A 21,280-nucleotide genomic window follows, 5' to 3' on the forward strand; every position below is an offset into this window, starting at 1 on the left:
CCGCAGCCGGCGGATCAGGAGGCGGTGAGGACCTCCGCGTCCCGCAGTTCGAGCCCACGCGGCATCGTGAGGACGGCGTGCTCAGGTCGCCCTGCGGCGCCACGACCTCCTCGGGCGGGAGGATCCGGTGGACCGCCTCACCGGACGGGCGGGGCGCCGCGGCCCGTGCGATGCGCGAGGAGGGTCCGCACGGCGGGCCATTCCTCGGCGAGGATCGCGTAGACGACCGTGTGGCGCAGCGTGCCGTCCGGCATGATCCGATGGTTGCGGAGCATCCCCTCCTGCACGGCGCCCAGCCGCTCGATCGCGCGACGCGAGACGTGGTTCAGATGATGGGTGCGCAGCTCGACGCGCAGGCAGCCCAGCTCCTCGAAGGCCTCGGTCAGCAGCAGCTGCTTGACGTGGGCGTTGACGCCGCGCCCGTGGGTCGAGGCGGCCATGTACGTCGAGCCGATCTCGACCCTGCGGTCCGCGGGGGCGATGTTCAGGAAGGTCGTCTGCCCCACGACGCGGTCCTGCCCGGGCCCACCCTCGCCGCACAGGACCACGGCCCAGGCGAGGACCTCGCCCGCCTCGGCCTTCGCGATCATCGCGGCGACGGACTCCTCCGCCTGCTCCGGTCGCGGGATGTGCGTGGTGAACGGCGTCGTCCACAGCTCTCCGTCGCGGACGGCCTCGGCGAGGCCCGCGGCGTGATCGGGGCGCAGCGGCTCGAGCCGGACGCGAGGCCCTTCGAGGATGCGGGCGCGCGGCGGCGCCATCTCCCGCGTCGGCACCGAGGCCGTCCTGCCCGATTCCGTCCACGACCGGTCTTCGGTCCGCGCAGTGCTCACCATGCGCCCTCGCCCTTCCTCCGTCGATGCTCGGCGATCGCGAGCTCGTAGCAGTCCAGCAGGTCATCGGAGGCGCTGTCCCAGGAGAAGCGCTCCGCCTCGGCGCGGGCCCGTGCACGGATGCCCTCGCGGCGCGCGGGATCCGCGAGCGCGTCGAGCGCCCGATCCAGGGAGGCGGCATCCCCCGCCTCGTAGAGCAGCCCGTCGACCCCATCGGTGACCTGCTCCGTCGTGGGCCCCGACCGGGCGGCGACGACCGGCAGGCCCGAGGCCATGCCCTCGAGGATCACCAGACCCAGGGTCTCGGTCACGGAGGGGAAGACGAAGCCGTCGGCGGAGGCGAAGGCGGCGGCGAGCTCGGTGCCGCCCAGGAAGCCGGGGAAGGTCGTCGCGGTGCCGGCGAAGGTCTGCTCGAGCTCGGGCCGGTACGGGCCGTCGCCGACGATCGCGAGCGCGACATCGGGCCGGCGGTCGAGCATCGGCCGCAGCGTCTGGATCTCCTTCTCCTTCGCGAGCCGTCCCACGAACACGAGCAGGGTCTTCTCGGGATGCCCGCCGCTGAGGCGCTCGCGCATCCGCGGCGAGGCGAAGCGCGGGTGGTGCGCCCGGGTGTCGACCCCGCGGCGCAGCACCCGCAGGTTCTCGACCCCGTGGACGGCGAGCTCCGCGGCCATCGACCGGGAGGTCGCGAGGTTGAGATCGGCGAGCGCGTGGTTGCGGCGGATCTGCCACCACACGGCGGGCTTCCCCCACCGCCACGCCCGGTACAGGTCCAGGTAGCGGGGGATGTGGGTGTGATAGCTCGCGACCAGCGGGATGTCCTGGCGATGGGCCGCGTACGCGCCGGAGCTCGCGAGCAGCAGCGGCTGGGCGGCATGGACGACGTCGGGGTGGAAGCCGCGGATGATCCCGTCGACCGTCGGGTTCGGCAGGGTGAAGCGACGGTGCTTGTAGAACGGCAGCGTCACCGGGCGGATCCCGACGATCCGGGCGCCGTGATGCTCGTGCACGCCGAGGTCGGGGGCGATGACCATGACCTCGTGCCCCAGGTCGACGAAGCGCTCCACGGCATGACGGAGCCGCGTGACGACCCCGTCCACCGAGGGCACGAAGGTCTCGGTGACGATGGCGATCCTCACCGGCCGATCGTCACTTCCAGGTGACGGTGGGCAGCACGAGCTCGCGGCGGACCCGCTCGGTGTTCTCCATCGCGATCTTCAGGATCTCCGCGAGATGCTCCTGCGTCAGCAGATGCGGCTGCAGACCCAGGTCCAGCAGACGGGTGTGCACGGCGTTGTAGTAGTGGTCGTACTTCTCCACCCGCGGGTTCTCGGTCTCGGCGATCTGCACGTCCAGGCCCATAGCCCGGCCCGCGGCCTGCACCTTCGCAGCGAGCTCGTTCACGGAGAACTGCTCGGTGAACTGGTTGTAGACGCGGAACTCGCCGCGGTCGGCGGGGTTCTCGCAGGCGATCTCGATGCAGCGGACGGTGTCCTGGATGTCGAGGTAGCCGCGGGTCTGGGTGCCGTTGCCGTAGACGGTGAGATCGTGGCCGATCGCCGCCTGGATGAGGAAGCGGTTCAAGGCCGTGCCGAACACGGCGTCGTAGTCGAAGCGGTTCACGAGCCGGCGGTCCAGGCGGGTCTCCGTGGTCTCCAGGCCGTAGACGACGCCCTGGTTGAGGTCGGTCGCGCGGATCCCCCAGATGCGACAGGCGAACATGATGTTGTCGCTGTCGTGGACCTTGGTGAGGTGGTAGAACGAGCCGGGAGCCTTCGGGAACGGCAGGCGGTCCTTGCGGCCCTTGTGCTCGATCTCGATCCACCCCTCCTCGATGTCGATGTTGGGCTGGCCGTACTCCCCCATCGTCCCGAGCTTCACGAGGTGGCAGTCGGGGGCATGGTCCTTGATCGCCCACAGCACGTTGAGGGTGCCCTCGACGTTGTTGCGGTGGTTCTCGATCGCGTGCTCGCGGTCGATCATCGAGTAGGGCGCGCTGCGATGCTCGGCGAAGTGGACGAGGGCCTCCGGCTGGATCTCCGCGATGATCCCGGAGATGGCCTCGTAGTCGGTCAGGGAGGCGATGCGCACATCGATGTCGTGCCCGCTGACCTCCTTCCAGGCCGCGACCCGCTCGGTCAGCGAGAGGATCGGCGTCATCGAGTTCGAGCCCAGCTCGACGTCGATCTCGCGGCGCACCAGGTTGTCGACGATCGTGACCTGATGGCCCCGCGCGGACAGGTGCAGGGCCGTGGGCCAGCCGCAGAATCCGTCTCCGCCGGCGACGACGATCTTCATGTCGGGTCCTCCTCGGGTCGGTGGTGCCCCCGGGACGATGGGGGCCGACGCTCTCGGGCGCGTCCTGCCAGTTCGATCATCTAACCTCATCACGGTCAGAGAAGCCTCCGAGGCGGGCGTCCGGCCGATGAACGCGAGAGGAACGCGCCATGACCCAGGCAGCGCAGGAGCACGGGGCGGTAGGCACGGGGCCGCGCCCCCTGCCCCGGACGGGGATCGCCGTCATGGCGATCGTCAACCGGACCACGGACTCCTTCTACGACCAGGGGGCGACCTGGGAGCTGCAGGCGGCGATCGACCGCGGTCTCGCGGCGGTCGCGGACGGTGCGGCGATCATCGACATCGGCGGCGTGAAGTTCGCCCCCGGGGAGGCGGTGCCCGCGGCGGAGGAGGCCGGCCGCGTCGTGCCGGTCGTCGCGGCGCTGCGGGAGCAGGCGCCCGGAGCGCTGCTGAGCGTGGACACCTTCCATGCCTCGGTCGCGCGGGAGGTCGTCGCCGCGGGTGCGGACATCGTCAACGACACGACCGGCTTCGCCGACCCGGAGATGCCGATCGCGGTCGCGGAGCTGGGCGCCGGCGTCGTCATCACCCATTCCCTGGCCGCACCGCGCACCGAGCTGCCGCACCCGCGCTACGACGACGTGGTCGCCGAGGTCGCCGCGCATCTCGGGGAGCGCGTTGCCCTGGCCCGCGAGGCGGGGATCGCCGAGGAGCGGATCATCGTGGATCCCGGCCCCGATCTCAACAAGTCGACGGTGCAGACCCTCGAGCTGCTGCGCGGCTGGGAAGAGTTCGGCCGATGGGACCTGCCGGTGCTCGCGGCGCTCTCGCGCAAGGACGTGATCGGCGAGTCGCTGGGTCTGCCCAAGGAGGAGCGCCTCGAGGGCTCTCTGGCCGCGGCGGCCTGGGTGATCGCGCGCGGCGCTCGGATCCTGCGGGTCCATGACGTGCGCGAGACCGTGCGCCTGGTGCGGATGCTCGAGATCATCGCGGGCACCCGCGATCCCGCCGGGCCCCTCGTGCACAACGCCTGAGGCCGGCGGCCGCCTCGATGCCCTCTCAGCGGGCCGGATCCGTGAGCCGGCCGCTGCGGCGCAGCCAGATCTCCAGGGGCACCGTGACCAACGGCGGGATGGCGCAGGCGAGGGCCACGAGCGCGACCCACCAGCTCCAGCGCAGCTTCCAGGCGGCCACGAGGGTCACGACGACGTAGAGCATGAACACGCCGCCGTGGAGGCGGCCGAACAGCCATACTCCCATCTCCGTCGTGCCGGTCACGTACTTGAGGAACATGCCGATCAGCAGCCCGGCCCAGGTGATGGCCTCGGCGACGGCAACGGCGGCGAAGATGCGACCCACGGTCGAGGTGCGGACCGGGCTCGTCGCGGGGGCGGGGGCCTCGGCGGCCGGGGTCTCGGGCTGGGACACGGTGCTCATCGGGCAGGAATCTCCGGGGTCGGGGTGGTGGACGGTGCGCCGGCCCCAGCATCCCAGATCCGTCTGAGGGCCTGCCGCGCCCTGCGTCAGCGGGAGTGCTCGGCGAGGACGGCGTCGGCGAGCCGCGGGAGCACCCGGCGGTGGTCGTCGCAGAACTCGTGATCGGTGCCGAGCACGAGGGCGAGGTCCGCGTCCGGATCCACCCAGAAGGCGGTCCCCAGCATGCCGAAGTGGCCGAAGGTCCGCGGTGAGCTCCTCGCGCCGGTCCAGTGCGGGCTCTTGTGCCCGCGGACCTCGAAGCCGAGCCCGAAGGGGTTGGGGTCCTGGGAGCCGAAACCGGGCATGACGCCCCTGAGCTCCGGCAGCTGCGGAGTCGTCGCGGCGGCGAACCATGCCGGCCCCAGCAGCGTGGGCCGCAGCAGCTCGAGGCCGAACAGGGCGAGCTCCTCGAGGCTCGAGAACCCGCCCACGGACGGCGATCCCGTCCAGCGCGTCCCGGTCATGCCCAGCGGGTCCAGCACCCTCTCCTGCACCAGCTCGTCGAAGGGGCGCCCGGCCCGCGCGGCAATGTGCTCGCCGGCCCGGTCGATCCCGTGGTTGGAGTAGTGGCGGCGCCGCCCCGGCGGCTGCAGGATGCGGTCGGAGCCGTAGTAGTAGCCGGAGGCGTGGCACAGCAGATGGCGCAGGGTGGAGCCCTCGGGCCCGGCGGGGTCCTCGAGGTCGACGACCCCGTCCTCGAGCAGGATCGCCGCCGTGTACCCGGTGACGGTCTTGGTGACCGAGCGCCAGGGACGTTCGCGGGCGGTGTCGCCGCGGCGCTCGCGCACGCCCTCCGGGCCGAGGACCAGACCGGCCGCGTCGAAGGGCAGCTCGGCGAGCAGGTCGAGGGCGCTCATGAGCCGGGCGGCCCGGGCTGCGGCCCGAAGGCGCGCAGGATGGCATCGGTCAGGCCGGGCCAGGCGGCGACGTGCACGGGCGAGAAGGGCTTCTCGCCCAGGAATGCGGCGGCGAGCTGCGCCTGCGGGTCCACCCACAGGAAGGATCCCGACTGCCCGAAGTGCCCGACGGTCTCCGGGGAGCTGAGGGAACCCGTCCAGTGCGGGGACTTCGCGCCGCGGATCTCGAGGCCCAGTCCCCAGTCGTTCGGGGACTGCCGGCCGTAGCCGGGCAGCAGCCCCGGCAGCCCCGGGAACTGGACGGTGCGCGCCTCGCGGGCGAGCTCGGAGCCGATGAGGGTGGGACGCAGCAGCTCGCGCCCCAGGGCCAGGAGGTCCGTGATGCTGCCGTGGAATCCCGCCGCGGGAGAGCCCTCGACCTCGAGGTCGGCGAGACCCAGCGGATCGCACACGGTCGTCTCGAGCCATTCCCCGATCTCGTAGCCGGTCGCGAGCTCGAGCTGCTCGCCGAGGACCTCGAAGCCGGCGTTGGAGTACATGCGCCGCTCGCCCGGCCGGGCGAGCTCCTGACGGGCGTCGAAGGCATAGCCGGCGGCGTGGGCCAGCAGATGCCGGATCGTGGAGCCCGCGGGGCCAGCGGGCTCGTCGAGGTCCAGGACGCCGCGATCGACGGCGACGAGGGCGCCGAGCGCGGTGATCGGCTTGGACACGCTCGCGAGAGGGTGCGCGCGCCGCACGTCCCCGCGGGTCGCGAGGGTGGCCTCCGGTCCGGTCACCCCGATCGCGCAGGCGAAGGGGAGATCGATCGCGAGGGCCGCGCCATCCTGGTCCGCGGCGCTCTGCTGCGCGCCGTGCTCTTCTGTGCTGTCCACTCCCCCAGCCTTCCACAGGGTCCGCGGGCGCGTCCCGCCGCGCCGCCGGGGGTCGCCTCCGCGCCGGATCCGCGGGGACGGCGAAGCCCTCCACACATCCTTCACATTTTACTGGTTGTTTACCTTCTCTCGACCGGGCATGGTATGGGCATCAGGTTCCGGCGGCCCGGAGGGAGACCCGGCCCGCCCGACGATCCAGGAGCCTGGGACGCCTGCGGGCCCAGGGGTACCGACCCGCAGCGCGAGGACCGGAGAAGAAGGATGGACATCATGTCTGAGTTCGAGACCCGCACCGTGCGGGCGGGGGACGCGAACAGCCCCACCCTGCTCGTCCCGAGCCGCCGCACGCTGTTCCTGGGCGTCGGCACGCTCACCGCGGCGATCGCCGCGGGCACGGCCCCGGCGATGGCCGCGGGCAACCTGCGCCGCGGCGACCGCGGCCCCGAGGTCACGAAGCTGCAGCAGGAGCTCAACCGCCGCCGCTACTGGTGCGGCAAGGTCGACGGCAGCTTCGGCCCCACCACGCAGCAGGCCGTCTACGCGATCCAGAAGGCCGCCGGCCTGTCCAAGGACGGCGTCGTCGGCCCGAAGACGCGCGGGGCGCTGAGCGACGGCGTGCTGCCGAAGAAGACCATCGGCGGCTCCGGCTTCGAGGTCGACCTGAGCCAGCAGCTGCTGCTCGCGGTGAGCGGCGGAACGCTCATGCACGTCTTCAACACCTCCACCGGCAGCGGGGAGCGCTACTACTCGGGCGGCCGCTGGAAGACCGCGACCACCCCCAAGGGCGACTTCTCGATGTACCGGCTCATCAAGTCCGGCTGGCAGGATGCCCCGCTGGGCCGGCTCTACCGTCCGGGCTACTACGACCGCGGCTGGGCCATCCACGGCTCGACCTCGATCCCCACCTACCCCGCCTCGCACGGCTGCTCGCGGATCTCCGTCGCGGCGAGCGACGGCCTGTGGTCGGTGGGCTGGTTCCGCAAGGGCATGCGCGTGAAGGTGCGCGCCTGAGCCCCGAGGAGCCGCCCCGGCAGGAGGGCCGGCGGAGAGCGATCGATGACAGATCGCTCCCCACCGGCCCTCCTGCACGTCCGGACCTCCACACCGCCTGCACAGGTCCTCTGCCGGATCCGCCGCCGTGGCGGCGGGACCGAGCGGGCGCCGCACGCTACGATCGATGAGAGCGACCTCGCCCGAGGCCGCCGGTCTGGGCGACGCATCGCCCGCATGCCATGCCGTAAGACCGACCTGCACGAATGCGGAGGACCACCGTGGGGATCTTGGATCGGATCGAGCGCGGGCTCGATCGTGGGGTCACCAGCATCTTCTCGCCCGGCCGGGGCCAGCTGAAGCCGCTCGACCTCGCCCAGGGGCTCAAGCGCGAGTGCGATGACCAGATCCAGGTGCTGGACCGCACCCGCACCCTGGCGCCCAACGCCTACAGCGTCTACCTCCACTCCGAGGACTACGACCGCTTCGCGTCCTGGCAGGACACCCTCGTCGAGGAGCTCGAGCGGGTCGTGGTCGAGCATGCCGACAAGCAGCGCTACATGTTCGTGGGCGGCGTGAGCGTCACCCTCGAGCGCGACGACGAGGTCCGCCAGGGCCGCTTCGAGACCGAGTCCCGCACCGAGCGCGGCGCCGTCGCCCCGGCCACGTCCTCCATGCAGTCCGCCCCCGGCGGACACCCGATCCTGGAGATCGACGAGCAGCAGTACCTGCTGACCGGGGCGATCACGGTGATCGGCCGCGGGGGCGACGCCGACATCATCCTCGAGGACACGGGCGTGTCCCGCCACCACATCGAGCTGCGCGTCGAGGCCGACGGCTCCCTTGTGGCGACGGACCTCGGCTCGACCAACGGCACCTTCGTCGACGGCGAGCGGATCCGCACCCCCGTCGCCCTGCGCGACCGCTCCCTGATCAAGATCGGACGCACCCGCATGACCGTCCTCCTGCCCGCCGCACAGTCCGCCGTGGGGCAGTGAGCGCTCCATGAGCGAACTGACCATCTTCGCCCTCCGCATCGGCTTCACGGTCGCGCTGTGGGTATTCGTGATCGTGGTGCTGCTGATCCTGCGCAGCGACCTGTTCGGCACGACGGTCGTCAGCCGCGGCAGCCGGCCGGACCCGCGCCGGGAGCAGCGGCCCTCCTCGGACCCGTCCCAGGCCGCGTCGCTGCGCACCGAGCCGGCCGCCACCACGACGGTGCTCGTGGTCACCGCGGGAGCGCTGCGCGGGACCACCCTCACGCTCGGGGCGACCCCGGTACTCATCGGACGAGCCCCCGAATGCACCCTCGTGCTGGACGACGACTACGCCTCGAGCCGCCACGCCCGCGTCTACCAGCAGGACGACGAGTGGTTCGTCGAGGACCTGGGCTCCACCAACGGCACCCTGCTGTCCGGACGGAAGATCGAGGGATCCCTCCCCTTCAAGCCGGGCGCGCAGGTGCGGATCGGCCGCACCGTCATCGAGCTGAGACGAGGTCCGCGATGAGCTTCGCCCTGCGGTACGCCGCACGCACGGACGTGGGCCTCGTCCGCTCCAACAACCAGGACTCCGGGTATGCCGGCAGCCACCTGCTGGTCGTCGCCGACGGCATGGGCGGGCACGCCGGCGGCGATGTCGCCTCCTCCGTCGCGATCGCGCATCTCACGAGCCTCGACTCGGAGACCCCTGCCTCCGACATCGTCTCCTCCCTGGAGACCGCGATCCTCGAGGCGAACCAGGCGATCCTGCGCCGCGCCCGGGACGAGCCGCAGCTCGCGGGCCTGGGCACCACCGTGACCGCCCTGCTGCGCGCCGAGGGCAGGTTCGCCCTCGCCCACATCGGCGACTCGCGCGCGTATCTGCTGCGCGACGGCGAGACCGCCCAGGTCACCAAGGACCACACCTTCGTCCAGCGTCTGATCGACGAGGGACGCCTGACCGAGGAGGAGGCCGAGCGGCATCCGCAGCGCTCCGTGATCATGCGCGTCCTGGGCGACGTCGACTCGGATCCCGAGCTGGACCTCTCGCTGCGCACCGCCCGTGCGGGGGACCGCTGGATGCTGTGCTCGGACGGGCTCTCGGGCCTGGTCAGCCTCGCCACGATCGATGCGACGATGCAGGAGATCGAGGACCCGGGCGAATGCGCCGATGCGCTCGTCCAGCTCGCCCTGAAAGGCGGCGGTCAGGACAACATCACCTGCATCATCGCCGATGTCGTCGACCTCGACGACCTGCCCCGAGGGGCCCTGCCGCCCTCGACGGCCCCGCAGATCGTCGGCTCCGCTGCCCGCAACCGCAACCAGCCCACGAGCGCGCAGGGACCGGCCGCGAAGGCCGCGGCCCTGGGACGTCCGGAGCCCGAGCCCGCCTACAGCGACGACGACTTCGCCGAGGAGGAGCCGCCGCGGCGCAGCCTGTGGCCGGCGCTGGTCACCCTCGCGCTCCTGCTGGCCCTGCTCATCGGGGCGGCCTGGGCCGGCTACGGCTGGTCGCAGCGTCAGTACTACGTCGGCAGCGACGGCTCCCACGTGGTGATCTACCGCGGACTCGCGCAGGACCTCGGCCCCATCTCCCTGTCCTCTCCCGTGGAGACGACGGACCTGGCCGTGTCCTCCCTGACCCCGGTCACCCGCCAGCAGGTCGAGGCGACCATCACGGCGAGCGACCTGGCCGATGCCAAGCAGATCGTCGCCCGGCTCGAGGCGGGCGCGATCCTCCCGGAGCCGACCGCTCCGGCGAGCGACGGCGGCGGCCAGCAGGGCGCGAGCGACGGCGGGGGCGTGAGCCCCCCGACGGAGGCCCCCAGCACCCCGGGGACGACCTTCGGGTCGAATCCGCCGAGCTCGGACGCGACGCGCTAGTGGCCACCGTCGTCTCCTACACCGCCCGCCCCCGTCGCACCCTGCAGGCCCTGATGCTGGCCCTCGCGGTCGCGATCGGGGTCGGCGCCTACGCCCTCGTGAGCCTCGGACGGTACGACGAGCTTCCTGCGAACCTGCTCACCTACACGATCGGGGCGGCCGTCCTCGCCGCGCTGCTGCAGGTCGTGGTCTCCTGGCGGGCCCCCTACGCCGATCCCGTGATCCTGCCGATCGCGATCCTGCTGAACCTCATCGGCATCGCCGTGATCGCCTCGGTCGACTCCGCGATCGGGACCTACACCTCCCGGACCACGCACTACGCCTCCCGCCAGGAGATGTGGGCGGTGATCGGAGTGGTCATGTGCGCCCTCACGCTGGCGGTGCTGCGCGACCACCGGATCCTGCGCCGCTACACGTGGATCGCGGCCGTCTGCGGCGCCGTGCTCCTCCTGCTGCCGCTCATGCCGGTGATCGGCCTGTCGGTCAACGGATCGCAGATCTGGATCAGCGTCTTCGGCTACAGCTTCCAGCCCGCGGAGCTCGCGAAGATCTTCTTCGCCGTGTTCTTCGCCGGCTACCTCGTCTCGCGCCGCGACACCCTCGCGCTCGCCGGCCCGAAGGTGCTCGGGATCCACCTCCCCCGCTGGGCGGATTTCGGCCCCATCCTCGTGGCCTGGGCCTTCGCCCTCGCCGTGCTCGTGTTCCAGACGGACCTGGGCACCTCGATCATGTTCTTCGGACTGTTCGTGGCGATGCTGTACGTCGCCACCGACCGCCTGTCCTGGCTCGTGATCGGCGCGATCCTCTTCGTGCCCCCGGCGATCTTCGCGGTCACCCAGGTCAGCCGCGTCCGCACCCGGCTGACCTGCTGGCTGGACCCGCTCGCCTCCGGCAACTACGACCGCTGCGGACAGATCAACAACGGCCTGTTCGGCCTCGCCAACGGCGGCCTGTGGGGCACCGGCCTGGGCGAGGGACGCCCCAACGTGGTCCCCTTCGCGCACTCGGACTTCATCTTCACCTCTCTCGCGGAGGAGATGGGCATGGTCGGCGCCTTCGCCGTCCTGCTGCTGTACCTCCTCCTGGTGCAGCGCTCCCTGCGGGCCGCGATCGGCATCTCCGACGGCTTCGGCACCCTGCTCGCGAGCGGCCTCGGCTTCGTGATCGCCCTGCAGGTCTTCGTCGTCGTGGGCGGCGTCACCCGCGTGATCCCCCTGACCGGCCTGACCCTGCCGTTCCTCGCCGCGGGAGGCAGCTCCCTGGTGTGCAACTGGATCATCGTGGGCCTGCTGGTGCGCCTGTCCGATGCCGCCCGCCGCCCCGCCGCCCGGCAGGTCTCCGGTGCCGGCCCGGCGCCCTCCCCCGCGTCCTCCGAGACGGAGGTGCGCGCATGAACAAGCCCCTGCGCCATGTCTGGCTCGTGATCGGCCTGCTGTTCGTGCTGCTGTTCACCTCGACGACCTACTTCCAGGTCATCGCCCAGGGCCGGCTCAACGCCGACGGCCGCAACGCCCGCACCATCTACAACGAGTTCGGCCGCAACCGCGGGCCCATCGTGGTGGACGGCACGCCGATCGCCTGGTCGGAGAAGTCCGACGACACCTATGGCTACCTGCGCACCTACGAGCCGGGGAGCATGTACGCGCATGTGACGGGCTACTACTCCGTGGTGTACGGCTTCGGCGGCCTCGAGCGCTCCCTGAACGACACCCTCTCCGGGGAGGCGGACTCGCTGTTCTACCAGCGGGTCGTGGACACCCTCTCGGGGCGGGACATGCAGGGCGCCACGGTCGAGCTGACCCTGGACTCACAGGCCCAGCAGGCCGCCTACGACGCGCTCGGCGACCGCCGCGGCGCGGTCGTGGCCCTGGACCCGGAGACCGGGGAGATCCTCGCGATGGTCTCGACCCCCTCCTTCGACCCCAACCGCCTGTCCTCGCACAGCACCAAGGACGTCCGCGCATCCTGGTCGGAGCTGAACGAGGACCCGGAGCGACCGCTCACGAACCGGGCGATCGGCGGCGACCTGTACCCGCCGGGCTCGACCTTCAAGCTGCTGGTCGCCGCCTCCGCCCTGGACTCGGGCTCCTACACGAAGGACTCCGTCATCCCCGGCCCCGGCACCTATCCGCTCCCGAACTCCTCGAGCGTCATGAACAACCATGCCGGCGGCGACCAGACGCCGTGCGGGCCCGACGACCAGTCGACGCTGCAGTCCGCGCTCGAGCAGTCCTGCAACACCTCCTTCGCCATGCTGGGCGTGGAGCTGGGCGAGGACCAGCTGAGCGGGACCCTGGACGACTATGGCTTCGGCGACCGCATGTCGATCCCGCAGACGGTCACGGCCTCCCGCATCGGCACCGACCTCGACGACGCGCAGCTCGCCTCGACGAGCATCGGCCAGTACGAGACGCGGGTGACGCCGCTGCAGATGGCGATGGTCGCCGGCTCCTTCGCCCACGACGGCGTGGTCATGGAGCCGGGCCTCGTGAAGTCGGTGCGCACCCAGGACCAGCGCGTCATCAGCGAGTTCACGCCGAAGGAGCGGTCCCAGCCGCTGACGGCGGCGAACGCCGCGCAGATGCGCACGATGATGGTCGGCACCGTCGAGGAGGGGACCGGCTCCGCCGCCCGGATCGACGGGGTCGAGGTCGGCGGAAAGACGGGCACGGCGGAGACCGGACGCGGCACGAAGCCGCATTCGTGGTTCGTGGGCTACGCCCAGAGCGGGGACCGGAAGGTCGCCGTCGCGGTGGTCGTCGAAGAGGGCGGGTACGGCTCGAAGGTCGCGGCGCCGATCGCCAAGGACGTGATGGAAGCGGTGATCGACCGATGAGAACAGAAGCAGGCCTCGTCCTCGAGGGCAGGTATGAGCTGGTCAGCCTGATCGCGACCGGCGGCATGGGCCAGGTCTGGAAGGGCCGGGACCAGGACCTCGACCGCGATATCGCGGTGAAGGTGCTGCGCGAGGAGTACGCGGGCGACGAGGGGTTCCTCAAGCGCTTCCGCGCGGAGGCGCGCCACACCGCCTCCCTCAGCCATGACGCGATCGCCGCGCTCTACGACTACGGCGAGCTCGACGGGCGCGCCTACATCGTGATGGAGCTGTGCGCGGGACGCCCGCTCTCGGACATCATCGAGGAGAACCCGGGCGGGCTGCCGGAGAAGCGCGTGATCAGCGTGCTGATCGAGCTCGCGCGGGCCCTCGACGCCGCCCACGCCAAGGGCGTCGTCCACCGCGATGTGAAGCCGGAGAACATCCTCGTCGACGAGGCCGACGACTGGGCGATGAAGATCACGGACTTCGGGATCGCCCGCAGCTCGGACCAGGCGCGGCTGACCAAGACGGGCCTCGTCATGGGCACCGCCCAGTACCTCTCCCCCGAGCAGGCGATGGGCAAACAGGCCACCTCGCTCTCCGATATCTACGCGCTCGGCATCGTGGCCTTCGAGATGCTCGTCGGGCATCGCCCCTTCACCGGGGCGACCCAGGTCGAGATCGCGATGGCGCAGGTCAAGCAGCAGCCGCCGGAGCTGCCGGAGGACATCGACCCGGGTCTGCGGCGCCTGGTCGCGATGACCCTCGCGAAGGCTCCGGCGAACCGGCCCCGCTCCGCCGCGGCGGTCGCGCGGATCCTCGAGGCCATCCAGCGCGGCGTCGAGCCGCGCTTCACCACGGGCGCGATCCCGGTGACCCGGGTCGAGGACCACGACTGGACGGGCGGGCATCCCACCGGATCGCCGCAGTCCTCGGCCCCGGGGCCCTCGACCTCGCCGACCGGCACCCGCACCGCGGCGATGCCCCTGCCCCTGTCGGGGCGCGGCATCCGCCACCGCTCGAGCGGCTCGGCGATGAGCGCCGCCTCGGCCGGCTCGGCGCCGCGACGCCCGCTGTCCGGTCCCTCGGGGCCCTCGGCGGCCTCCGCCGGGTCCGCATCCTCCGCGAACCCGGCCGGGGAGGCCGGCGCGCGCGGCGAGGAGTCCGCGCGCGAGGGGGCACGACGCACGGTGCGCGGCACCTCGACGGGCGCCCGCATCGGCCCGCTCAGCGTGCCCGGACTGCTGCTCCTCCTCCTGCTCCTGGTCGTCGTCGGCGCGGCGATCGCCGGGGCGACCGGTCTGCTGCCGCTCGGCGCGGCCGCGGACGTGAGCACCCCCGCAGCGGCGGGCCTCTGCCTCGCCCTGCCCTCTACGATGGACGGATCGGTCTTCGACCAGACCATAAGGACGGTTGCACAGTGAACTCGGACAAGCTCGTGCTGGCGGGCCGCTATCGCGTGGGCCGCCTGCTCGGGCACGGCGGCATGGCGGAGGTGTACCTCGCGGAGGACACCCGGCTGCATCGGACCGTGGCCGTGAAGATCCTGCGCTCCGACCTGGCACGCGATGCGACGTTCCAGGAGCGCTTCCGTCGCGAGGCGCAGAGCGCCGGTGGGCTCAACCATCCCTCGATCGTCTCCGTCTACGACACGGGCGAGGAGATCACCCGCGATGCGGCCGGCAACGAGACCGCCATCCCGTACATCGTCATGGAGTACGTCGAGGGACGGACGCTGCGCGAGTTCATCGACCCGGAGCACCCCATGGACGCGCCCCAGGCGGTGCGGATCACCACGGCGCTGCTGTCCGCCCTCGAGTTCTCCCACGAGGCGGGGATCGTGCACCGCGACATCAAGCCGGGCAACGTCATGATCACCCCCACCGGTGCGGTGAAGGTCATGGACTTCGGGATCGCCCGCGCGGTCGCCGATGCCGCGAGCGCCATGACCCAGACGCAGGCCGTGATGGGCACGGCGCAGTACCTCTCCCCCGAGCAGGCGCGCGGCCAGCTGGTCGACAACCGCACCGACGTGTACTCCGCCGCCTGCGTGCTCTACGAGATGCTCACGGGACGACCGCCCTTCACCGGGGACTCGCCCGTGTCGATCGCCTACCAGCACGTCCGCGAGACGCCGCAGGCGCCGTCGGTCTTCAACCCGGCGATCACGCCGCAGATGGACGCGGTGCTGCTGACGGCGCTGGCCAAGGACCGCGAGGAGCGCTATCCGACGGCCTCCGCCTTCGCGAGCGATCTGCAGGCCGTGATCAGCGGACGCGCGACGCGCCTGGTCACCGGCCCGACGGCGGTGCTCGGCGGGACGGCGGACGATGCCGAGGCGACCACGGTGCTGAGCGCCGCGGACCTGCCCACGGAGGCCCTCTCCGCGACGAGCACGGGAAGCCATGCCCTCCAGGGCGCCGGGGCCACCGGCGCGGTCGCTCCCGTCGACGAGGAGGAGAAGCATCGTCGGCCCGTCTGGCTGTTCGTGCTCGTGGCGGTCGCCGTCCTCGCCGTGGTGGGGGTGCTGCTGGCCTACTTCCAGCCGTGGAAGAGCCCGGAGCCGGACATGGTGGCGGTGCCCACGGTGGTCGGCAAGACCGAGGACCAGGCCCGCAGCCTCCTCACGGAGGAGGGGCTGACGCCGAAGTTCGAGCCGCAGGCCAGCTCCGAGGTCAGCAGCGGGACCGTCATCGGCTCCGATCCCGAGGCCGGGACGGAGGTCGCCGCCGGTTCGACGGTCGTGGTCGCCGTCTCCTCCGGCCCCGCGGACATCACGGTGCCCGATCTGTCCGGCATGGACCGGGCCCAGGCGGAGGAGGCGCTCGAGAAGGCCGGGCTGAAGCCCAGCTTCCAGGGCGCCGAGGACGCGACCCGGGAGACCATCGAGGTCGAGAAGGACATCGTGATCCGCTCCGATCCCGGCACCGGTGTCGCGAAGAAAGAGGGCGACACCGTGCAGTTCTGGGTCGCGAGCGGCAAGGCGCCGGTCCCGGACGTGTCGGCGCTGAACCGCGACGCGGCCGAGGAGCTGCTGAAGAGCTGGGGCTTCGAGCCGGACTTCGTCGACCAGGAGGATCCGGAGTCCGAGCCGGGGACGGTGCTCAGCCAGCAGCCCACGGCCTCGAGCCCCGCGGACATCGGCTCGACGGTGACCGTCCGCGTCGCCGCTCCCCGCGGGCCGGTCGAGGTCCCGAACGTCGCGGGCGACACCCTCGAGAACGCCCAGGCGCGTCTCTCCGAGGCCGGCTTCGGCGCGAGCAAGGTGCAGGAGGAGGCCTCCGACACCGTCGCCAAGGGCCGGGTCATCCGCACCGACCCGCCGGCCCGCGAATCCGTGGAGTACGGGTCCGATGTGACCATCGTGGTCTCCACGGGGCCCGCCGCCCCGACCACGCCCGCGCCCACCAAGACTCCGACGGAGAAGCCGTCCACCACGCCGACCACGCCGGATCCCACCGACCCGACGACGCCGGAGCAGCCGACCGACGAGGAGACCACCACCGCTCCGGCCGGCAACAACGGGAACGGCCAGGGCGGCGGGAACAACGGCGGCCGCGGCGGCAACGCCGTGACGACGGGGCGGTGAGGCACCCATGACCGCACGGATCCTGGTCATCGACAACTACGACAGCTTCGTCTACACGATCGTCGGATACCTGCAGCAGATGGGCGCGGAGACCGTCGTGGTCCGCAACGATGCCGTGCCCGAGGACGCCGCCGGAGGCGTCGACCTCACCGGCTTCGACGGCGTGCTCGTCTCCCCCGGTCCCGGCAATCCGACGACCGCGGGCCGCACCCTCGACGTGATCGGTGCCTGCGCCGCGTCCCCGCTGCCGATGCTCGGCGTGTGCCTGGGCCACCAGGCGCTCGGCCAGTTCTTCGGGGCCACGGTCACGCATGCCCCGGAGCTCATGCACGGGCGCACGAGCCCGGTCCTGCACGAGGGCCGCGGGGTCTTCGCGGGGCTGCCCTCGCCCGTCACCACGACGCGCTACCACTCCCTCACCGTCGTCCCGGAGACGGTCCCGGACGTCCTCGAGGTCACCGCGGTCACCTCTGACGGGGTCGTCATGGGCCTCCAGCATCGGACATTGCCGCTGCACGGCGTGCAGTTCCACCCCGAGTCCGTGCTCACCGAGGGCGGTCACCTGCTGCTGGGCAGCTTCCTCGAGCTGTGCGACGGCATCGGCGCGAAGGAGCGCTCCGCAGGGCTCGCCCCGCTGCTCGCCTCCGGCTGATCCGGCGCGGGCGGAGCCCTCGGACGGCGCCCGTCGACGACGGGCGCCCGGGCCTCAGGTCCCGTCGACCGTCCCGGCGTTGAAGGGCATGTACGGCGCGATCGCCGGGAACACCCACAGGAACAGGGCGACGACCACGACGGCGAGGACCAGCAGGGTCAGGACGATGCGCAGCCACAGCGGGCCGGGCAGGCGGCGGAACATCCACGCGTACACGGTCAGCCCTCCGTCTCGGCGAGCGCCGGCGGGATGCCGTCGGCGCGATCGGTCCAGTACACGAACTTCGCATGCACGATGTAGCGCTCCTTCGCGGAGAACATCGGATGGCAGGCCGTCAGGGTGAGCATCCGCTCGGTCGCCGGGACGCCCGGCTGCCCCGGCGTCTCCGCGATCACCTCGACATCCTGCGGGGTCACCACGAGGCTCTCGGTCACCTCGTAGACATAGAACGCATCAGCCGTCTCGACCACGATGGGGTCCCCCGCCTCGAGTCGGTCGATCTGCTCGAGGGGCCGCCCGTAGGTGTTGCGGTGCCCGGCCATGGAGAAGTTCCCGACCTGTCCGGGCAGCGCGGTCTCCGGGTAGTGACCCATGCCCTTGACGTTGAGGACCTTCTCGAGGGACACGCCCTCCGCGATGGGGACGCTCATCCGGTCGAAGGCGGGCACGTGCATCGTCCCGAACACCATCGTGTCCTGGGGGGCGGGAGGGATGGGCGGCTCGTCGGTGCGCGGCTGCGCGACCCGCTCCTGGTCGACGGCGCCCCACTCCTGCTCCATCTGCGTGAGGATCTGCGCCTGGTCGCGGTCGGCGACCACATCGGTCCACCACAGCTGCCACACCAGGAAGAGGACCAGCAGCGCTCCCAGGGTCAGCAGGATCTCCCCGAGCACCCCGATCGCGGCGCCGAGGACGCCCCCGGCCCGTGCGCCGCCGCGAGGGGCGCCCCGATGGGTGGGGGAACCTGTCCGGGTCCTCGTCATTCGGCTTCCTCCGCGATCTCGAGCGTCAGGGATCCATCGTAGGCGGGCAGGGTCACGTCCTCGAGCTCCTCGACCTCGAGGCCGAGCCCGACCCGGTCCACCCATTCGCGGTAGACCCGGACCCCGACAGAGGCGTCGAGCGCGGCCCGCATCGGGGCCTGCCGGCCGATCACCGAGACGACGAAGGGAGGCGAGTAGACGCGCCCCTGGAGGAGCAGCGTGTTGCCGGCGCAGCGGAAGGCGCTGCCGGCGACGACCCGCTGGTCCTGCAGCATCATTCCCTCCGCTCCTCCCTGCCAGAGCGCGTTGATGAAGGCCTCCAGATCCTGCTGGTGCACCACCAGATCATCGGGCCTCACCCCGTCGATGCTGGTCAGCGCACCGGCGGGGGCATCGGCGAGGGTCACCCGCAGGCCCGGGCCGTGGACGGCGGACAGGCCCGCGGCGTCGACGATCCGCTGCTGCGCGTCCGGAGCGCCGCCGGCGCCCCCGTCTCCGGAGGTGAGCGCCTCGACCTCCTCGCGCTTGCGGGCGACGTCCTCCCCGAACATCCGCGCCTGCCGGTCGCGCTCGCGCAGGACGTCCGCGAGGTCCCCGGAGTCGTCGCGGATGCTTCCGCCGCCGGACACCCGCGCCGAGGTGACCAGCAGCGCCCCGGACAGGGCGAACACCCCTCCCAGTGCGAGCTGGGCGAGCACCGGTCGTCGCCGGATCTTCTCGTCCCCGTCACCGCCCGGACGTGAGGAGGCCATGGAGGACCCTCCTTCTCCTCGCGTCGTGCAGGTACGCCTTATAACCTAATCCATGGCCCGTCATCGGGACGGGCCGCGAGCCGCCCGTGCCGGGCGCGCCCGCATCAGGGCAGCAGGAACGGAGCTGGACGCATGGCGGCCAAGAAGCGCAATCGCCGCAGCGGGCGGAGCACCGCACGCCCGAGCACGGAGGCCGCCTCGAGCACGGCCGCGGAGCCGGACGAGGAGGTCGAGGCCGCGCAGGACGAGGCCGAGGACACATCCGGGAGCCCGAAGAGCTCCGGCTCCCTCAAGGATCCCGTCCGGCGCGGCGGCGCGGCGAAGGACGCCCCCGCCGCCTCGACCCGCCGTTCCGCGGAGGCAGAGCGCACCCGCACCTCGCGCCGCCGGGTCGCCGCCGTGCAGCCGAACCCGACCTGGCTCGCCCCCTTCGCGGTGACGATGCTGATCCTGGGCCTGGTCTACCTCGTGGTGTACTACCTCTCCGCCGGCCAGCTCCCGCTGCCCATCGGCGACTGGAACCTCGCCGCAGGCTTCGGGATCATGGTCGTGGGCGGCGGCGCCCTCATGTTCTGGAAGTAGACGCAGGAGCACGCATGACCCCGCATCATCCCTCCCCCGAGCCGGCTCCTCGCCATCCCTTCACGCGGTACGTCGCGATCGGCGATTCCTTCACCGAGGGCATCGGCGACCCGGATCCGCGCGCGCCCGGCGGGCATCGCGGCTGGGCCGACCGCGTGGCCGAGGAGCTGGGACGGGACGTGCCCGGCTTCGAGTACGCGAACCTCGCGATCCGCGGGCGGCTGTACGAGCAGATCCTCGCCGAGCAGCTGGAGCCCGCGCTCGCCCTCGAGCCGGATCTCGTGAGCATCGTGGCCGGAGGCAACGACGTGCTGCGCTACGGGGATCCCGATGCGATCGCCGCGGCGATCGACGACGCCGTCGGACGGATCGCGGACACGGGCGCGACCGTGCTCGTGGGCACCGGTCCCGACGTCGGCTCGACCCCGGTGCTGAACCTGATCCGGGGCCGGGCGGCGATCTACAACGAGAACATGCGGGCCGTCGCGCACCGCCACGGCGCCGTGGTGCTGGATCTGTGGAGCCTGCGCTCCCTCACCCATGAGGCGATGTGGGCGCCGGACCGGCTGCACTTCTCCCCCGCCGGGCACCGGACCATCGCGATCGCGGCGCTGGACGCGCTCGGGGTCGAGCACGGCCTCGAGCCCTTCGACGCCGGGGACCCGCAGCTGCGGCCCTGGCGCGAGGCGCGGCTCGAGGACCTGCAGTGGGCACGTCAGCACTTCGGGCCGTGGGTGATGCGGCGCCTTCGCCATGAATCCTCCGGCGACCATGTGCGCCCCAAGCGGCCGCTGGCCGCCCCGGTGTTCGGGAGCCCCATGCCGCAGGGCGGTCGGACGGATCCCGCCGGGGAGCAGCCGGCCCCCTGAGGGGGATGCCCCGGACGGTAGTGTGAGGGCACCGCGCGGGCTCCCGGTCCGCGCCCGATGACTCCCGGGGGTCCTCCCATGCCCAGCTCCACCCGGCGACGGCGGCTCGCCGCGCTCCTCCTGATCCCGTTCGTGATCGTCCTGGCCGGCTGCGGTCGGCTCTCGGCGACCTTCACGATCGAGGACGTCGACACGATGGACGTGTCGATGGACATCGCTCTCGAGAAGTCCGTGGCCCAGGAGTTCCTGGGCCTCGCCTCGCCGGAGGAGCTGTGCGAGGACATGGACAGCGAGGCTCCGGGAGCGCCGACCACCGAGTCCTACGAGGAGGGCGAGCTCTGGGGCTGCCGCGTGTCCGGGAGCGCGGATCCGGCGGAGATGGAGGGCCTCTCGCTCACCGAGGAGTCGGGGACGCTGCACCTGGCCTTCGACATGTCCTCCTCCGGCGCCGGCGTCACCCAGGACGACGTCGACATGCTCACCGGCATGCTCGGGACGGACCCCTTCGAGCTCGAGATGATCTTCGAGTTCCCCGGCGACGTGCTCGAGTCCAACGCCGGAACCGTCGACGGGAACCGCGTCACGATCACGACGCTCGACGACCTCATGAGCCCCATCGAGATCACCGCGGAGGCCGGGGGAGGCGTCCCGGGGTGGATCATCGTCGTCCTGATCGCGATCGTGCTGATCGTGCTCTTCCTGATCATCGTCGGCGTCGTCGTCTTCCTGCTGATCCGCCGCCGCAGGAGCCCGCAGCCGGCCGTCGCGCCCATGGCCCCCGCCGGGGCCGGCCTCGCCCCGGGGGGCTACCCCGGGGCTCCGCCTGCCGCGCCTCCGGTGCCGCC

22 protein-coding genes are annotated in these 21,280 nt (G+C 71.9%); 13 read left to right on the forward strand and 9 right to left on the reverse strand.

The window, feature by feature from the left end:
- Nucleotides 1-137: 137 nt before the first annotated feature.
- From ACFFF6_RS17110 to ACFFF6_RS17120, 3 genes are read right to left on the reverse strand one after another with little or no spacing between them, the layout of a single operon-like run.
- Nucleotides 138-776: a GNAT family N-acetyltransferase gene (locus ACFFF6_RS17110; protein ID WP_376982700.1), complete on the reverse strand. Its 639-nt coding sequence runs from the start codon at nucleotides 774-776 to the stop codon at nucleotides 138-140.
- 53 nt (nucleotides 777-829) lie between these two features.
- Nucleotides 830-1,972: a glycosyltransferase gene (locus tag ACFFF6_RS17115; RefSeq protein WP_376982701.1), complete on the reverse strand. Its 1,143-nt coding sequence runs from the start codon at nucleotides 1,970-1,972 to the stop codon at nucleotides 830-832.
- A gap of 10 nt (nucleotides 1,973-1,982) precedes the next feature.
- Nucleotides 1,983-3,131: an NAD-dependent epimerase/dehydratase family protein gene (locus ACFFF6_RS17120; protein WP_376982702.1), complete on the reverse strand. Its 1,149-nt coding sequence runs from the start codon at nucleotides 3,129-3,131 to the stop codon at nucleotides 1,983-1,985.
- A 149-nt stretch (nucleotides 3,132-3,280) separates the two neighbouring features.
- Between ACFFF6_RS17120 and folP the strand changes: the two genes are divergently transcribed.
- Complete coding sequence (folP, locus tag ACFFF6_RS17125) at nucleotides 3,281-4,165, forward strand: dihydropteroate synthase (RefSeq protein ID WP_376982703.1); 885 nt, start codon at nucleotides 3,281-3,283, stop codon at nucleotides 4,163-4,165.
- Between the two features lie 25 nt (nucleotides 4,166-4,190).
- Here folP and ACFFF6_RS17130 read toward each other — a convergent pair whose 3' ends face one another.
- From ACFFF6_RS17130 to ACFFF6_RS17140, 3 genes are all read right to left on the reverse strand, one after another.
- Nucleotides 4,191-4,568 (reverse strand): DUF3817 domain-containing protein, encoded by a 378-nt coding sequence (locus ACFFF6_RS17130; protein ID WP_376982704.1) that lies wholly within the window; start codon nucleotides 4,566-4,568, stop codon nucleotides 4,191-4,193.
- A gap of 86 nt (nucleotides 4,569-4,654) precedes the next feature.
- The gene (locus tag ACFFF6_RS17135; RefSeq protein ID WP_376982705.1) at nucleotides 4,655-5,464 is read right to left on the reverse strand and encodes a serine hydrolase domain-containing protein; all 810 of its coding nucleotides are present in this window, start codon (nucleotides 5,462-5,464) and stop codon (nucleotides 4,655-4,657) included.
- Nucleotides 5,461-6,336 (reverse strand): serine hydrolase domain-containing protein, encoded by an 876-nt coding sequence (locus ACFFF6_RS17140; RefSeq protein ID WP_376982706.1) that lies wholly within the window; start codon nucleotides 6,334-6,336, stop codon nucleotides 5,461-5,463. Before ACFFF6_RS17140 ends, ACFFF6_RS17135 begins: the two co-directional genes overlap by 4 nt.
- Nucleotides 6,337-6,606: 270 nt before the next feature.
- Between ACFFF6_RS17140 and ACFFF6_RS17145 the strand changes: the two genes are divergently transcribed.
- The 9 genes from ACFFF6_RS17145 (at nucleotide 6,607) to ACFFF6_RS17185 (ending at nucleotide 17,249) form a co-directional block, all read left to right on the forward strand.
- Nucleotides 6,607-7,347, forward strand: coding sequence for a L,D-transpeptidase family protein (locus tag ACFFF6_RS17145; RefSeq protein ID WP_376982707.1), 741 nt, complete (start codon nucleotides 6,607-6,609; stop codon nucleotides 7,345-7,347).
- Nucleotides 7,348-7,607: 260 nt separating this feature from the next.
- Nucleotides 7,608-8,324 (forward strand): FHA domain-containing protein, encoded by a 717-nt coding sequence (locus ACFFF6_RS17150; protein ID WP_376982708.1) that lies wholly within the window; start codon nucleotides 7,608-7,610, stop codon nucleotides 8,322-8,324.
- Between the two features lie 7 nt (nucleotides 8,325-8,331).
- The gene (locus ACFFF6_RS17155; protein ID WP_376982709.1) at nucleotides 8,332-8,835 is read left to right on the forward strand and encodes an FHA domain-containing protein FhaB/FipA; all 504 of its coding nucleotides are present in this window, start codon (nucleotides 8,332-8,334) and stop codon (nucleotides 8,833-8,835) included.
- Nucleotides 8,832-10,190: a Stp1/IreP family PP2C-type Ser/Thr phosphatase gene (locus ACFFF6_RS17160; protein ID WP_376982710.1), complete on the forward strand. Its 1,359-nt coding sequence runs from the start codon at nucleotides 8,832-8,834 to the stop codon at nucleotides 10,188-10,190. The genes ACFFF6_RS17155 and ACFFF6_RS17160 overlap by 4 nt, the downstream gene beginning before the upstream one ends.
- Nucleotides 10,190-11,584, forward strand: a complete 1,395-nt coding sequence (locus ACFFF6_RS17165; RefSeq protein WP_376982711.1) for an FtsW/RodA/SpoVE family cell cycle protein — start codon at nucleotides 10,190-10,192, stop codon at nucleotides 11,582-11,584. Before ACFFF6_RS17160 ends, ACFFF6_RS17165 begins: the two co-directional genes overlap by 1 nt.
- Nucleotides 11,581-13,026: a peptidoglycan D,D-transpeptidase FtsI family protein gene (locus ACFFF6_RS17170; RefSeq protein WP_376982712.1), complete on the forward strand. Its 1,446-nt coding sequence runs from the start codon at nucleotides 11,581-11,583 to the stop codon at nucleotides 13,024-13,026. The genes ACFFF6_RS17165 and ACFFF6_RS17170 overlap by 4 nt, the downstream gene beginning before the upstream one ends.
- Nucleotides 13,023-14,432 (forward strand): serine/threonine-protein kinase, encoded by a 1,410-nt coding sequence (locus ACFFF6_RS17175; protein ID WP_376982713.1) that lies wholly within the window; start codon nucleotides 13,023-13,025, stop codon nucleotides 14,430-14,432. Before ACFFF6_RS17170 ends, ACFFF6_RS17175 begins: the two co-directional genes overlap by 4 nt.
- Nucleotides 14,429-16,597: a Stk1 family PASTA domain-containing Ser/Thr kinase gene (gene pknB, locus ACFFF6_RS17180; RefSeq protein ID WP_376982714.1), complete on the forward strand. Its 2,169-nt coding sequence runs from the start codon at nucleotides 14,429-14,431 to the stop codon at nucleotides 16,595-16,597. Before ACFFF6_RS17175 ends, pknB begins: the two co-directional genes overlap by 4 nt.
- Nucleotides 16,598-16,604: 7 nt before the next feature.
- On the forward strand, nucleotides 16,605-17,249 hold the full coding sequence (locus ACFFF6_RS17185; RefSeq protein ID WP_376982715.1) for an anthranilate synthase component II: 645 nt from the start codon (nucleotides 16,605-16,607) through the stop codon (nucleotides 17,247-17,249).
- A gap of 54 nt (nucleotides 17,250-17,303) precedes the next feature.
- Here ACFFF6_RS17185 and ACFFF6_RS17190 read toward each other — a convergent pair whose 3' ends face one another.
- Genes ACFFF6_RS17190 through ACFFF6_RS17200 form a run of 3 tightly spaced genes read right to left on the reverse strand, consistent with a single transcriptional unit; the run spans nucleotide 17,304 to nucleotide 18,984 of the window.
- A complete protein-coding gene (locus tag ACFFF6_RS17190) occupies nucleotides 17,304-17,465 on the reverse strand; it encodes a hypothetical protein (protein ID WP_376982716.1) in 162 nt (53 codons plus the stop codon).
- A gap of 2 nt (nucleotides 17,466-17,467) precedes the next feature.
- Complete coding sequence (locus ACFFF6_RS17195) at nucleotides 17,468-18,232, reverse strand: class E sortase (RefSeq protein ID WP_376982717.1); 765 nt, start codon at nucleotides 18,230-18,232, stop codon at nucleotides 17,468-17,470.
- Nucleotides 18,229-18,984, reverse strand: coding sequence for a DUF881 domain-containing protein (locus ACFFF6_RS17200; RefSeq protein WP_376982719.1), 756 nt, complete (start codon nucleotides 18,982-18,984; stop codon nucleotides 18,229-18,231). The genes ACFFF6_RS17195 and ACFFF6_RS17200 overlap by 4 nt, the downstream gene beginning before the upstream one ends.
- 132 nt (nucleotides 18,985-19,116) lie before the next feature.
- Here ACFFF6_RS17200 and ACFFF6_RS17205 point away from each other — a divergent pair, with 132 nt between their 5' ends.
- The 3 genes from ACFFF6_RS17205 to ACFFF6_RS17215 all read left to right on the forward strand — a co-directional run.
- The gene (locus ACFFF6_RS17205; RefSeq protein ID WP_376982720.1) at nucleotides 19,117-19,566 is read left to right on the forward strand and encodes a cell division protein CrgA; all 450 of its coding nucleotides are present in this window, start codon (nucleotides 19,117-19,119) and stop codon (nucleotides 19,564-19,566) included.
- A 14-nt stretch (nucleotides 19,567-19,580) separates the two neighbouring features.
- Nucleotides 19,581-20,435: an SGNH/GDSL hydrolase family protein gene (locus ACFFF6_RS17210; RefSeq protein WP_376982722.1), complete on the forward strand. Its 855-nt coding sequence runs from the start codon at nucleotides 19,581-19,583 to the stop codon at nucleotides 20,433-20,435.
- A gap of 78 nt (nucleotides 20,436-20,513) precedes the next feature.
- Nucleotides 20,514-21,280, forward strand: a 767-nt coding sequence (locus ACFFF6_RS17215; protein ID WP_376982723.1) for an EGFR-like transmembrane domain-containing protein, incomplete at its 3' end; no start/stop codon positions are given.

It is taken from the genome of Brachybacterium hainanense (assembly GCF_042434575.1).
GTDB classification, from domain to species: Bacteria; Actinomycetota; Actinomycetes; order Actinomycetales; family Dermabacteraceae; genus Brachybacterium; species Brachybacterium hainanense.